9 protein-coding genes are annotated in these 14050 nt (G+C 63.4%); 6 read left to right on the top strand and 3 right to left on the bottom strand.

From position 1 onward, the window contains the following. On the top strand, positions 1 to 3390 hold a 3390-nt coding region (locus PQR32_RS41305; protein WP_408241411.1), incomplete at its 5' end, for a translocation/assembly module TamB domain-containing protein. 118 nt (positions 3391 to 3508) lie between these two features. On the opposite strand, the gene metG is transcribed toward PQR32_RS41305, so the two are convergent. Together metG and PQR32_RS41295 are read right to left on the bottom strand one after the other, a co-directional pair. Further along, positions 3509 to 5644: a methionine--tRNA ligase gene (gene metG / locus PQR32_RS41300; protein WP_408241408.1), complete on the bottom strand. Its 2136-nt coding sequence runs from the start codon at positions 5642 to 5644 to the stop codon at positions 3509 to 3511. Between the two features lie 387 nt (positions 5645 to 6031). Next, the gene (locus PQR32_RS41295) at positions 6032 to 6685 is read right to left on the bottom strand and encodes a YiaD family glycine zipper/OmpA-like lipoprotein (protein WP_408241406.1); all 654 of its coding nucleotides are present in this window, start codon (positions 6683 to 6685) and stop codon (positions 6032 to 6034) included. Between the two features lie 348 nt (positions 6686 to 7033). On the opposite strand from PQR32_RS41295, the gene apbC reads away from it, so the two are divergent. From apbC to PQR32_RS41270, 5 genes are all read left to right on the top strand, one after another. Beyond that, positions 7034 to 8122 (top strand): iron-sulfur cluster carrier protein ApbC, encoded by a 1089-nt coding sequence (apbC, locus tag PQR32_RS41290; RefSeq protein WP_408241403.1) that lies wholly within the window; start codon positions 7034 to 7036, stop codon positions 8120 to 8122. A gap of 227 nt (positions 8123 to 8349) precedes the next feature. Next, positions 8350 to 8883 (top strand): superoxide dismutase family protein, encoded by a 534-nt coding sequence (locus tag PQR32_RS41285; protein WP_012432067.1) that lies wholly within the window; start codon positions 8350 to 8352, stop codon positions 8881 to 8883. 342 nt (positions 8884 to 9225) lie between these two features. Further along, positions 9226 to 9795: a dCTP deaminase gene (gene dcd / locus PQR32_RS41280; RefSeq protein WP_012432068.1), complete on the top strand. Its 570-nt coding sequence runs from the start codon at positions 9226 to 9228 to the stop codon at positions 9793 to 9795. 87 nt (positions 9796 to 9882) lie between these two features. Next, positions 9883 to 12168 carry an Orn/Lys/Arg family decarboxylase gene (locus PQR32_RS41275; RefSeq protein WP_408241400.1) on the top strand — a complete coding sequence of 762 codons (2286 nt, stop codon included), beginning with the start codon at positions 9883 to 9885 and terminating at the stop codon, positions 12166 to 12168. Positions 12169 to 12170: 2 nt separating this feature from the next. Then, a complete protein-coding gene (locus PQR32_RS41270) occupies positions 12171 to 12914 on the top strand; it encodes a lysozyme inhibitor LprI family protein (RefSeq protein WP_408241398.1) in 744 nt (247 codons plus the stop codon). Between the two features lie 36 nt (positions 12915 to 12950). On the opposite strand, the gene PQR32_RS41265 is transcribed toward PQR32_RS41270, so the two are convergent. Beyond that, complete coding sequence (locus PQR32_RS41265) at positions 12951 to 13877, bottom strand: bestrophin family protein (protein ID WP_408241395.1); 927 nt, start codon at positions 13875 to 13877, stop codon at positions 12951 to 12953. Between the last annotated feature and the right edge of the window lie 173 nt (positions 13878 to 14050).

Raw genomic sequence — 14050 nt, 5'->3', positions numbered from 1 at the left:
GGGGCGCGGGGGCCACGCGGGGCGAGTGCCGCCGGCGCTGGCCGCGCTGCCAGCCAAAGCGCCCTCGCGGGCGCAGGCAACGCGGCCAGCGCGACGCAACCGCCCATAGCGACAACCGGCAAAGGTGACGTCAACCGCGACGCCACCGCCAAATCCGCCGCGACTTTCGCAGTCACCGGCCACGTCTCGATCGTCAACGCCAAACCCGGCGCGATCGACCAGAACCTGTTGCCGCTGATCGACGCCAACGCCGACGTGCGACTCGATGCGCAGGTGCAGCGCATCTCGAACCTGAACGTGCGGCTCGTGAAGAGCGCCACGCTCACCGGCGGCGGCACGCTATCCGGCAAGCGCGGACAGTTCGATCTGAAAGTCGCCAACCTCGACCTGAACGCGCTGCGAGCGACGGTGCGGCCCACGCAGCTTTCCGGCCCGATCGGTGTGCGTCTGAACGACGACGTGCAGAGCCTCACGCTCGATCTCGCCGACCCGAAAGCGGCGTTGCGCGCTCAGGGCAAGATCACATTCGATCCCGCCCGTATGAGCTTCAACGACGTGCGCATCACGTCGGGCAAAGGCCGCATCGATCTGTCCGGCGCGCTCAAGCACGATGCGAATTCCACCTACAACCTGAAAGCGCAGCTGACCGATTTCGACCCGTTGACGCTGACTTCGCAGATGCCGTCGCGCACGCCGGTGACTGGACCGGCACCGTCGGCAAGCCGCGCCAAAAACAGCAAAACTGCAGAGGTTGCCGCCGCGCAAGCCGGCAGCACAGCCGGCGCAAAATCCGCGGCACCCGCCGACAAAGCCGCAGCCGCCGTGAAGAACACTGCTAAGGCGGCTGTCAAAACCGAAGTCTTGGAACGCAAAACGCCACCGCCGCCGAAGAAACGCGGCGCGCCGCCCGTCCGCAAGATCGAGGCACGCGTGAACGGCACGCTCACGGCGGCCGGCATGCTCGGTCCCGTCTTCACAACCAAGGCTGAATTCAAACTCGGGCCGAGCGTCTACGACGGCCTGCCGTTGACCGGCGGCGGCACGGTTCAACTGGCGGGCTCACGGATTCTGCCTAGCCGCGCGAACCTCTCAGTCGCGGGCAACCAGGTGGATCTGCAAGGCAGCTTCGGCGCACGTGGCGACCGGCTGAAGTTTCGCGTCGACGCGCCGGAACTGGAGCGCCTCGGCTTCGGTCTCGCCGGACTCATCGCGGCCGATGGCGACGTCACCGGCTCGTTCGCGCATCCGAATGTCGTGCTGAACTACAAGGCTGACAGCGTGGTGTTCAGCAGCAACCGCATCGGCCATGCGGAAGGGCACGCCGAACTGCGCGACGGCGCGAACGGCGCGCTCGTCTTCACCACCGACGCGCGCGATCTGAGCGCGGGCGGCGTCGATCTGAATACGCTCACGGCGCGTCTGTCCGGCACGCGCGCCAATCACACGCTGGAGGCCGCGGCCACCGGCAAGCTGCAAGACCGTCCGCTCGATCTCACGCTCGCCGCCAACGGCAAGCTGACCGAAGCGCGCGACGGCACGCGCTGGGACGGCACCGTCACGCGGCTGCAGAACCGCGGCACTCCAGCGTTGAATCTCGAGTCGCCGCTCGCCGTCAGCGCCGGGCCGGACCGCCTGACGCTCGGCGCGACGCGGCTCACGCTCGAAGGCGCGGTGCTGAGCCTGAAAACCTTCGCTTTCGATCACGGCAAGGCTCAGTCGGCAGGCAGTCTGACCGGCATCTCCGTTGCGCGTCTGCAGGACCTGCGGCATGAGATCACGGGCGAGCCGCCGCACGTCAAAACCGATCTGGTGTTCGACGGCGACTGGGACTTTGCGCTCGGCAGCACGGCGACCGGCCATATCCAGTTGCAGCGCCGCAGTGGTGACGTCACGGTTGAAATCGGCCGGGGCCTCGCTTCTCTTGGCATTACGAATATCGCCGCGCGCGCCGAATTTAGCGGCGGCAACCGGCTCAACGCCACATTGCACGCGCAGGCGAGCCGTATCGGCGTGATCGACGCCGACGCGCACACCACGCTCGTGATGCGCGACGGCTTCCTGACCGTCAACGAAGAAGGCGCAGTCACCGGCAATGTGAACGCCAATGTGCCGTCGCTGAAAACGACCGGCGGCCTGTTCGGTCCGAGCTATCTCCTCGACGGCCAGCTCGCGCTGAAGCTCGCGCTCGGCGGCACCGTCGCCAAGCCGAACCTGACCGGCTCGCTGCTCGGCGACGGTCTCTCCGCGACGATGGTCGATCAGGGCATTCAGTTGAAGGACGGCGTGGTGCGCATCGCGCTTTCGCACAATCTGGTGGACTTCCAGCAGGTCGAATTTCGTGGTGCGAGCGGCACCTTGCGCGCCACCGGCCGCGTGCGTCTGGACGGCGCGGAACCGGATCTGACGGCGAGCATCGTAGCGGACAAGCTCGAATTGTTCGCGGCGCCGGATCGTAATTTGTCGCTGTCGGGTAGCGCGAGCGTCGCAAATGCGGGAGCGCAGGGCGGCATGGCGATCAACGGCAAATTCGTGGTCGATCACGCGCTGTTCGACATGCCGGAGCAGTCCGCGCCGAAGCTCGGCGACGACGTCGTCGTGGTGCGCGTGGACGGTTCGGTGGCGGGCGAGCGGCCGCGGCCCGTGCCTGGCACCAACAAGCCGATCGGTCCGTTCGCGCCGCGCGCCAATATCGACATCAGCCTCGGCAACAACTTCCGCTTCCGCGGCCAGGGCGCCGACCTGGGCCTGACCGGCACGATCACTGCGATGAGCGCGCCGAATCTGCCGCTGCGCGCGGTGGGGAACGTGCGCGTCACGCAGGGCTCGACCTACACCGCGTTCGGCCGAAAGCTCAACATCGAGAACGGCTTCTTCACGTTCAACGGGCCGGTGGCCAATCCTGGCATCAATATCCTGGCCATGCGCCGCAATCAGCAGGTCGAGGCGGGCGTACAGGTCACGGGCACGGTTCAGTATCCGACGGCGAAGCTGGTGTCGGAGCCGAGCGTGCCGGATAACGAAAAGCTCTCGTGGCTGCTGTTCGGCCACGGCACCGATCAGGGCAACAACCTCGGTCAGCAAAGCACCATGACGACGGCGCTCGCGCTGCTCGGCAGCGCGAGCGGCAAGCGGATCGCGCAGACGTTCGGGCTCGACGAGTTTTCGATCGGACGAAGCGAAGTCGGGCTGACCGATCCGCAAGTCGTGATGGTGTCGAAGGCGATCAACGAGTGGCTCGTGATCGGCTACGAACAGGGGCTGCAATCGGCGAGCAATGCGATCAAGGCTACGGTCAATCTGACGCGGTACTGGTCGGTCGCGGCTTATGGCGGCACGTTCGACGGCGTCGATTTGCTCTACACGCGGCGCTTCGACCGGATTCGGTGGTGATGGACTGATCGGTCGCGGGCGCGCCTGAATCTTTGCGCCGAGCTTCAAGAAAAACGGCACGCCTTTTTAGGGCGTGCCGTTTTTTTATGCGTGCTTGCAGCGTGAGGCGCGCGCGCTTTTACTTCACGCGCATCCCCGGCTTCGCGCCACTGTGCGGCTCCAGGATATACAGGCCCGGTTCCGCTTTCTCGTCGGTGGCAGATGCGGCTAGCACCATACCTTCGGACATGCCGAACTTCATCTTGCGCGGCGCGAGGTTCGCAACCATCACCGTCAGCTTGCCGACCAGTTGCTCCGGCTGATACGCCGACTTGATGCCCGAAAACACGTTGCGGGTTTTCTCTTCGCCGACGTCGAGCGTGAGTTGCAGCAGTCTGTCCGAACCTTCCACCGCTTTGCAGTCGACGATCTTCGCGATGCGCAAATCGATCTGCGCGAAGTCGTCGATCGAGATGATGCCGGGTGTTTCGTCCTTGTCGGCGGCGGCTGCTTTCGCTGCCTTCGACTTGCCCTTGGCGTCGGCCGGCGCTGTGGCTTCCGGCGTGGCCTGCAGCGAGTCGCGATTGGCTGCAATCAGCGCTTCGATCTGCTTCGGATCGACGCGCGTCATCAGATGCTTGTACGCGTTGATCGGGCGAGTCGAGCTGAGCGGCACGTTGGCGTCGGCCCACACCAGCGGTTCGATGCCAAGGAAGCCTTCGACCGCTTCGGCGAGCTTCGGCAGCACCGGCTTGAGCGCCAGCGACAGCAGGCGGAACGCTTCGATGCTCACGGTACACGTCTCATGCAGCGCGACGCCGTTCGCCGGGTCTTTCGCCTGATCCCACGGCTTGGCGGTGTCGACGTACGCGTTCACGGCGTCGGCCAGTTCCATGGTCTGCCGCAGCGCGCGGTTGTACTCGCGCGCTTCGTAGTTCGCGGCGATTTGCGGCACGGCGGCGCGCAGCGAGGCGAGCAGCGGATGCTGCATCGCGCTGTCCTGCACGCGGCCGTCGAAGCGCTTGATCAGGAAGCCGGCGGCGCGGCTCGCGATGTTCACGTACTTGCCGACCAGATCGCTGTTCACGCGCGCCTGGAAGTCGTCAAGGTTCAGGTCGAGGTCTTCCATCGTGCTGTTCAGCTTGGCCGCGAAGTAGTAGCGCAGCCATTCCGGATTCAGACCCGTGTCGATCACGCTCTGCGCGGTGATGAAGGTGCCGCGCGACTTCGACATCTTCGCGCCGTCCACGGTCAGGAAGCCGTGCGCGAACACGTTGGTCGGCGTGCGGTGGCCCGAAAATTCGAGCATGGCCGGCCAGAACAGCGTGTGGAAATACAGAATGTCCTTGCCGATGAAGTGATATTGCTCGGCCGTCGAACCCTTGCGAATCCACGCGTTGAAGTCGAGCCCGCGTTTTTCGGCGAGGTTCTTGAAGCTCGCGTAGTAGCCGACCGGCGCGTCCAGCCACACGTAGAAATACTTGCCCGGCGCGCCCGGAATTTCGAAGCCGAAATACGGCGCGTCGCGCGAGATGTCCCAGTCGGCGAGCTTGGCTTCGCCGGCGTCGCCGAGCCATTCGCGCATCTTGTTGGTGGCTTCCGGCTGCGCCAGACCGCCCACCCACGCGCGCAGGAAGTTCTCGCAACGCGGATCGGAGAGACGGAAGAAATAGTGCGTCGACGTCTTGCGAATCGGCGTGGCGCCCGACACGACCGAATACGGGTTGATCAGCTCGGTGGGCAGATAAGTCGAGCCGCATACTTCGCAGCTATCGCCGTACTGGTCTTTCGCGCCGCATTTCGGGCATTCGCCCTTGATGAAGCGATCCGGCAGGAACATTTCCTTGACCGGGTCATACGCCTGTTCGATATCGCGCGCGTCGATCAGGCCCGCTTCCTTGAGCGCCAGATAGACGTTTTCGCTGAGAACGCGGTTCTCTTCGGAGTCGGTCGAGTAGTAATTGTCGAACGAAATCCCGAAGCTGTCGAAGTCGCGCTTGTGTTCCTGCCAGACGCGGTCGATCAGTTGCTTCGGCGTGAGACCTTCTTTCTCCGCGCGCAGCATGACGGGCGTGCCGTGCGTGTCGTCGGCGCCCACGTAGTAGACCTCGTGCCCGTGCATTCGCAACGTCCGGACCCAGATGTCCGTCTGGATATATTCGACCAGATGGCCAATATGGATTTGCCCGTTCGCATACGGAAGGGCCGACGTGACGAGAATCTGGCGACGGCCTGACGGCGCGCCTGCGGAGAGATCGGTTGCGGGTGCTGACATAAGGATGGTGGGAGCCTGCGGTGGGACGAAACGTTGATTCTAGCAGGGCAGGCGCCCGGCGCGGGGCGGGCCGCCTGGGGCGCGGCCTGAGTCATTGCGGGCCGGGAAGGTTCGCCGAGGAAACTTTCTGGGAGGCGCAAACCGAGCGCCCAAAAAAAACCGGGGCTATTAACCCCGGAGCAACAACGACAAGAGGAGAATGGTGACGCGGCGGCATCGCCAGCCACGTACCGTAAAGACAGACAGCGGATTTTGCGCAGAGTTCGAAATTTTTTTCGTTCTCGTGCGAGATTCCTTTTTTCCGCCTTCCACGGCTTTCTCAAGCATAACGGTCGCCGGTGATGCAGCCCCGGCGACCGGCTTTCTCAATCTCCCGCAGCCTCGTCCTTATTGCGTGGTGTGCTGAGCCGTAGCGCGCAGATAGATTTCCACGCGGCGGTTCGCTGCACGACCGGCTTCGGTGTTGTTGTCGGCGATCGGCTGGGTTTGGCCCAGGCCTTGTGCCGACAGGCGCTGCGGCGCGACGCCGCGCTGGCCCAGGTAGCCCGTCACGCTTTCCGCACGGTTGACCGACAGCGTCTGGTTGTACGCCGGCTGGCCCGTGCTATCCGTGTGGCCGACCACTTGAGCAATCAGTTCCGGATTCTGCTGCAGGGTCTGCGCCAGTTGGTCCAGCACCGGCGCGAACGACGGCTTGACTGCGTAGCTGTTGGTGTCGAACGTGACCGAGCTCGGAATGTTCAGCTTGAGCGAGCCATCCGGCTGTTCGGTGATCTGCGTGCCGGTGCCCTTGGTGGCGCCCGACAGCTTGTTGTGAATGGCTTGCCAGTTGTAGCCGGTGACGCCGCCCACCGCCGCGCCGACGCCCGCGCCGATCGCCGCGCCCTTGCCGCCGCCGAAGATTGCGCCGAGCGCCGCGCCGGTGCCGGCGCCCACGCCCGTACCGACAGCCGTGTCGGTCCCCTGTTGGGTGGCGCAGCCTGCCAGCAGCGAACCGGCAACGGCAAAGACAGCCAGGCGAGTCATAATTTTTGCATTCATTTTTTGATTCCTCTTGAGTGAAGCGAGTCAGGCAAGCAAGGCGCGATCAACCGCAAATTTATATGGCGAAGATGACGGCAGTAAAGCCGTCGGCTCGCTAATACGAAAAGTCCTACGCCTTGTTCAGCCTCGGTCCGACAGTAAAGAAGGGTCTTCCGGCAAGGCTTGGCGCCAGCCACTACAATAATGACTGAGCACGCAGCGATGCGGCCCCATGGTGTTCCGCCTGCCCGAAGGGTGCCCGGCACGCCTGGTTTTCGCAATGCTGTCTAACAATTTCTTTCAAATTCCGACGCGTGGCCGAGATTTCGATTCCGCTGCGCCGCAGGTGTTCCCCACGGAGTGTCAATGAGTATCGATCGGGCTTTGGTCGACGCTGCCCTCGCGGCCGTCGCTGACCCCAACACCGGCCGGCCGTACGCAGCCGCCAAGAACATCAAGAACGTCGCCGTGCAGGATGACACGGTGAGCGTCGACGTGGTACTCGGCTATCCGGCCATGCGCCAATTCGACGCCATCCGCGCGCAATTTTCCGATGCGCTGCGCGCCGTGCCGGGCGTGGCCGACGCACGTGTTCAGGTGTCGCAGCAAATCGCGGCGCATACCGTCCAGCGTGGCGTGAAACTGTTGCCGAACGTCAAAAACATCGTCGCGGTGGCGTCGGGCAAGGGCGGCGTCGGTAAGAGCACGACCGCTGTGAATCTTGCGCTGGCGCTGGCGAGCGAAGGCGCGTCGGTCGGCATTCTCGACGCGGACATCTACGGCCCGTCGCTGCCGATGATGCTGGGGATCGTTGGCCGCCCCGAATCGCCCGACGAGAAGTCGATGAATCCGATGACCGGCCACGGCTTGCAGGCCAATTCGATCGGCTTCCTGATCGAGCAGGACAACCCGATGGTGTGGCGCGGCCCGATGGCCACCTCCGCGCTCGAACAACTGCTGCGGCAGACGAATTGGCACGATCTCGACTACCTGATCGTCGACATGCCGCCGGGCACCGGCGACATTCAGCTCACTCTCTCGCAGCGCGTGCCGGTGACGGGCGCCGTGATCGTCACCACGCCGCAGGACATCGCGCTGCTCGACGCCAAGAAGGGTCTCAAGATGTTCGAAAAGGTCGGCATTCCGATCCTCGGCATCGTCGAGAACATGGGTATGCATATCTGCTCGAACTGCGGCCACGAAGAGCATATTTTCGGCGCCGGCGGCGGCGAGCGCATGGGCAAGGAATACGGCGTCGACGTGCTCGGCAGCCTGCCGCTCGACATCGCGATCCGCGAGCAGGCCGACTCGGGCAAACCGACCGTGGTGGCCGACCCGCAGGGACGTATCGCCGAGATCTACCGGTCGATCGCGCGCAAGGTGGCGATCCATATCGCCGAACGCGCTCGCGACATGACGTCGAAGTTCCCCAATATCGTCGTCCAGAACACCTGAGAGAGGGCCGGGCCGCCGCAGGTTTTTCGCTTCGCAGGAAGTCGCCTTGGGAGATTGCTCCCTCGGTGCGCGCGGCGCGCAGCGACAGGTTCGGTGGGCCCTCTTGAGTAGCCGTTCGGACAAGGGGTCAAAGCGTCTGTTTTCGCCTGGTCTCGCGGTATCATGTCGACTTCACAAGTTCGGCTCGGCGGCCGCAGGGGCGGCCACCAGGCCGGCAAGAGGATCGCATGGGAAAACGAATCGACGGGCAGGCGGTGCATGCGTTCATCGTCCTGACTGCCAGCAGTGTGCTGTTATGCGGCTGTAGCGCGTTCCTGAGACCACAGGAAAAACGTGCGGACGCGCAGTTGCTGCCCACCGTGGGCAATCAGGCGCGCGGTCTCGTCACGTTCATCGAGCGCTCGGACGGCGTGCAGGTCACCTACAATCTCGCGGGCATGCCGCCCAATAGCGACCACGCTTTGCAAGTGCACGAGCGCGGCGACTGCAACGCCGCCGACGGTTCCAGCGCCGGCCAGGTGTTTTCGCCGGCCGCCGAGCGGCTGAAATCCGGCGCGCGGGTCGAGGGCGACCTCGGCAATATTCACGCGGACGCGAACGGGGTGGCCACGGGCTTCATCGTTGCACCGGACGTGTCGCTCGACGGCATTCGCTCGGTGTTGCAGCGCGCGGTTCTGCTGCATCATGATGCGACCGATCCGTACGCCTATCCGCAGCATGGCGCGGGCCCCGCGCTCGCCTGCGGATTGATTCGCCAATGAGTGGCGAACGGGCCGTGTGATTGAGGCACGGCCGGGTGCTGCCGGCGTTCAGTCAGGCGGCATCGCGGCAGGCATCGAGCCGCTCTTGAACCCAACCTGCGGCAGCATTCTCACGATCGCGTAAAATAAGCGCCTTTCGTTCGGCTGCCGCGCCGGAGCGCCCGTTCTGCCGTGTTGGCGGGCCATTCCGCCGAAGGGGCGTAGGGCGCCTGAACGGCACGCCGTTTGGCTCCGTTTTCGAAGTCAGCGCAAAGCAGGCGCGCAGTAAGTCAACAGTGACCCGGCACTTACCGGGTCGTTATCCGTCATACCTCTGTCATTCACGTCGAGCAGCGTTCACCTATGACTATCAAATCCGACAAGTGGATCCGGCGCATGGCCGCGTCGCACAACATGATCGAGCCGTTCGCGCCCGATCAGGTTCGCGTCTCCGAAGACGGCCGGAAGATTGTCAGCTACGGCACGTCGAGCTACGGCTACGACATCCGCTGCGCCGACGAATTCAAGATCTTCACGAACATCAACTCGACCATCGTCGATCCGAAGAACTTCGACGAGAAGTCGTTTGTCGACTTCAAGGGCGATGTCTGCATCATCCCGCCGAATTCGTTCGCGCTCGCGCGCACGGTGGAGTATTTCCGCATTCCGCGCAGCGTGCTTACCGTGTGTCTGGGCAAGTCCACGTATGCGCGTTGCGGGATCATCGTCAACGTGACGCCGTTCGAGCCGGAATGGGAAGGGCACGTCACGCTCGAATTCTCGAATACGACACCTTTGCCTGCGAAAATCTACGCGAACGAAGGCGTCGCTCAAGTGCTGTTTTTCGAAAGCGACGAGATTTGTGAAACGTCGTACGCGGATCGCGGCGGCAAATATCAAGGTCAGCACGGCGTCACGTTGCCCAAGACGTGACGTCGGCAGCGCACTGACCCACCAGCTATACCGGGTGACCGCTGCAATTTACAGAATGCAGCGGTCGTTCTTTTTGGAGAATCGCCCATGAAGTTTCGTTTTCCCGTCGTCATCATCGACGAAGATTTCCGCTCCGAGAACATCTCGGGTTCCGGCATCCGGGCTTTGGCCGAAGCCATCGAGAAAGAAGGCGCGGAAGTGCTCGGGTTGACGAGCTACGGCGATCTGACGTCGTTCGCGCAGCAGTCGAGCCGCGCCTCGTGCTTCATCCTCTCGATCGACGACGACGAACTGCTGCCGTACGTCGATAACGTGGTGGTGGAAGGCGAGACGCCGGAACTCGCGGCCGCGATCGTCGCGCTGCGCGCGTTCGTGACCGAAGTGCGCCGCCGCAACGCCGACATTCCGATCTTCCTGTACGGCGAAACGCGCACCTCGCGCCACTTGCCGAACGACATCCTGCGCGAACTGCACGGCTTCATCCACATGTTCGAGGACACGCCGGAGTTCGTCGCGCGCCACATCATCCGCGAGACCAAGGTGTATCTGGATTCGCTCGCGCCGCCGTTCTTCAAGGAACTGGTGCAGTACGCGGACGAAGGCTCGTACTCGTGGCATTGCCCGGGACACTCGGGCGGCGTGGCGTTCCTGAAGAGCCCGCTCGGCCAGATGTTCCACCAGTTCTTCGGTGAGAACATGCTGCGCGCGGACGTGTGCAATGCCGTCGACGAACTCGGTCAGCTTCTCGATCACACGGGTCCGGTGGCCGCGTCCGAACGCAACGCGGCGCGCATCTTCAGCGCGGACCATGTGTTCTTCGTGACCAACGGCACGTCGACGTCGAACAAGATCGTCTGGCACGGCACGGTCGCGCCGGGCGATATCGTGCTGGTGGACCGCAACTGCCACAAGTCGATCCTCCACGCGATCACCATGACCGGCGCGATTCCGGTGTTCCTCACGCCCACGCGCAACAACTTCGGCATCATCGGGCCGATTCCGCGCAGCGAGTTCGAACCGGAAAACATCCGCAAGAAGATCGAGGCCAACCCGTTCGCGCGCGAAGCGCTCGCGAAGAATCCGGACCTGAAGCCGCGCATCCTGACCATCACGCAGAGCACGTACGACGGCGTGATCTATAACGTCGAGATGATCAAGGAGATGCTGGGCGAATGGCTCGACACACTGCACTTCGACGAAGCGTGGCTGCCGCACGCCGAGTTCCACGAGTTCTATCAGGACATGCACGCGATCGGCGCGGGCCGTCCGCGGATCGGCGCGCTGGTGTTCGCGACGCACTCCACGCACAAGCTGCTGGCCGGCATTTCGCAGGCTTCGCAGATCGTCGTGCAGGATTCGAAGAACAGCCGCTTCGACAAGCATCGTTTCAATGAAGCGTATCTGATGCATACGTCGACCAGCCCGCAGTACGCGATCATCGCCTCGTGCGACGTGGCCGCGGCGATGATGGAAGCGCCGGGCGGCACCGCGCTGGTCGAAGAGTCGATCGCGGAAGCGTTGGATTTCCGCCGCGCGATGAGCAAGGTGGACGCCGAATACGGCGACGACTGGTTCTTCAAGGTGTGGGGCCCGGACCAGTTCGCCGAAGAAGGCATCGGCTCGCGCGAAGACTGGATGCTGCGCCCGAACGACAAGTGGCACGGCTTCGGGCCGCTCGCCGAAGGCTTCAACATGCTCGACCCGATCAAGGCGACCATCGTCACGCCGGGTCTGGACATGGACGGCGGCTTCGGCGAGTCGGGCATTCCGGCGGCGATCGTCACGAAGTATCTGGCCGAGCACGGCATCATCGTCGAGAAGACCGGGCTTTATTCGTTCTTCATCATGTTCACGATCGGCATCACCAAGGGCCGCTGGAACTCGATGGTCACCGAACTCCAGCAGTTCAAGGACGACTACGACAACAATCAGCCGCTGTGGCGCGTGCTGCCCGAATTCGTCTCGCATCATCCGATGTACGAGCGCGTCGGCCTGCGTGATCTGTGCGAGCAGATTCACAGCGTCTATCGTGCGAACGACATCGCGCGCTTGACGACCGAGATGTACCTGTCGAGCATGGAACCGGCAATGAAGCCGTCGGATGCGTTCGCCAAGCTCGCGCATCGCGAGATCGACCGTGTGCCTATCGACGAACTCGAAGGCCGTGTCACGTCGATCCTGTTGACGCCGTATCCGCCGGGCATTCCGCTGCTGATTCCGGGCGAGCGCTTCAACAAGACCATCGTCAACTATTTGCGTTTCGCGCGCGAGTTCAACGAGCGCTTCCCGGGATTCCATACGGATATCCATGGGCTCGTCGGCGAAACGATCAACGGGCGCATCGAATACTTCGTCGATTGCGTGCGCGGCTGACGATGCGGCGGGTGAAGTCCCTGTTGGTGGTCGGCGTCGGCGTTCGCGGCGCGCCGCGGGCGTTCGGCGCGTTGGCGCTGGCTTTGGCGACGGTGTTCGGCGCGGCGTCGCTGCCGGCGCATGCAGAGGTCGCCGCCGCCGATCCGATCGACGCGTCGATGCGTACGTGCCTTGCGCGCAGCGACATGTCGTCGACAACGGGGCAAGTGCAGTGCATGGACAACGCGCGGATCGGCTGGAAGACCGCGCTCGATAACGCGTGGCAGCAGCTTCAGCAGAAGTTGCCGCCCGCGCAGCGCAAGCAGTGGGAAAAGAGCCAGGCGAGCTGGCAGGCGTCACGCGATGCCGAGAAGCAGTTGCTCGCAGCCGTGTTCGCCACGACACGCGGCTCGATGTATGTGCTCGCCGAAGCCGATATGCAGTTGCAGCCGGTGCGCGACCGCGCGCTCGCGCTGCGTAGTGCGGTGGCGAAGACGAGCGCCGGCGGCGATCCGCCGCGCCGGGTGCGTGCCTGTAGCGCGGACGCGCAGTGCGAACATGCGATGTTCGATCTGAATCGCTACTACCGACGTTTGCAGTCGAAGATGCCGGTGCGTACGCGTCCGACGCTGACGCGCGCGCAGAAGGCGTGGACTGCGTATCTGAACGCTACGACGCCGGTGGTCGATGAGCGTGGCCGTATCGATATCATCGGCGCGCGGGTCGCGACGCTCAAGCGTTTGTCGGAGACGGTTGGCAATAGCTGAGCGTTGAGTGACCGACGCGCTTTAGTCGAGGCGTGCTCAATCGACCATGTAGCCTTCTGCTTCCGGGCTCGGCAACTGAATGGCCGGTTCGCCGAGTAGGTCGCGCATGGCGTCCTCTATCGCTACTGACATCATGTTGAGCGCGAGGTCGTTGTCGTCGATGCCGAACGGTTCTTCGATTTGCGATGCAATGGCTTCGTGCGCCATGAACGTGTACGCCACGAAGACCGCGAAGACGGGCGTGAAGATGCCGATGCTGTCCACCAGTCCGAACGGCAGGGACGCGCAGAAGAAATACACCGTGCGGTGAATCATCACCGAATAGGCGAACGGCAGCGGCGTTGAAGCGATGCGCTCGCATCCGCCGATTACATCCGAGATTCCATTCAGATTTCGATCGAAGGCGATGACCGCCATGGGATCGATCGCGCCTGTTCTGGCATGGCGTTGTACCCATTCGCCGAGGTAGAGCATCAAGGTGGCTGGTCTGTATCGCGACGCTATGACGCGGGCGAAGAGGGCTGGCGGCAGGCGTTCGGCGAGGTCTTCGCTTGGGTCGCTTTTGCGGAGTTGATGACGCAACGCGTGCGGGAGGGCGCTGAGTGCCGCCGTAAATTCTTTGAGATCTTCTTTTTGCAGCTGTCTTGTCGGTAGGGTGAGCGCCTGGCGGATGAGTGAGCGCGATTCGTTCAGCAGTTGGCCCCAGAGTTTGCGGGCTTCCCACCAGCGGTCGTAGCTGGCGTTGTTTCTGAAGCCGAGAAATACCGCTAACGCGATGCCTATTAGCGAGAAGGGCGCTGTGGTGTTGAGGTTTAGCGTGATCGGGAGGAGGTGGTCGTGGGCCGCCACTGCGACTATCGAAATGCAGAAGATCAGGGATAGGCGCGGGAGCAACTGCGGGAGGACGGAGCCTCGCCAGGCTAGTAGCATGCGGAACCAATGGAGGTGGGGGCGGATGATCATTGGGGTTTGCTTTTGCCTGCGGCGCTTCGGGGTTTCTATTATCGCTTTTTTGGGTTTTTGGGGGATGGTTTGGGTGTGGGCTTTGGGCTTTGGCCTTTGGCCTTTCCTTGAATTCTTTGTGGTCTATTAGCGTTGCCCCTGTGCGGGGCGGCACCTACTTTTCTTTGCCGGCC

Source organism: Paraburkholderia dipogonis (assembly GCF_046027395.1).
In the GTDB taxonomy this organism is placed as follows: Bacteria; Pseudomonadota; Gammaproteobacteria; order Burkholderiales; family Burkholderiaceae; genus Paraburkholderia; species Paraburkholderia dipogonis_A.
Note: the sequence above shows the minus strand (reverse complement) of the source record. Positions and strands in the feature narration are given on the sequence as shown.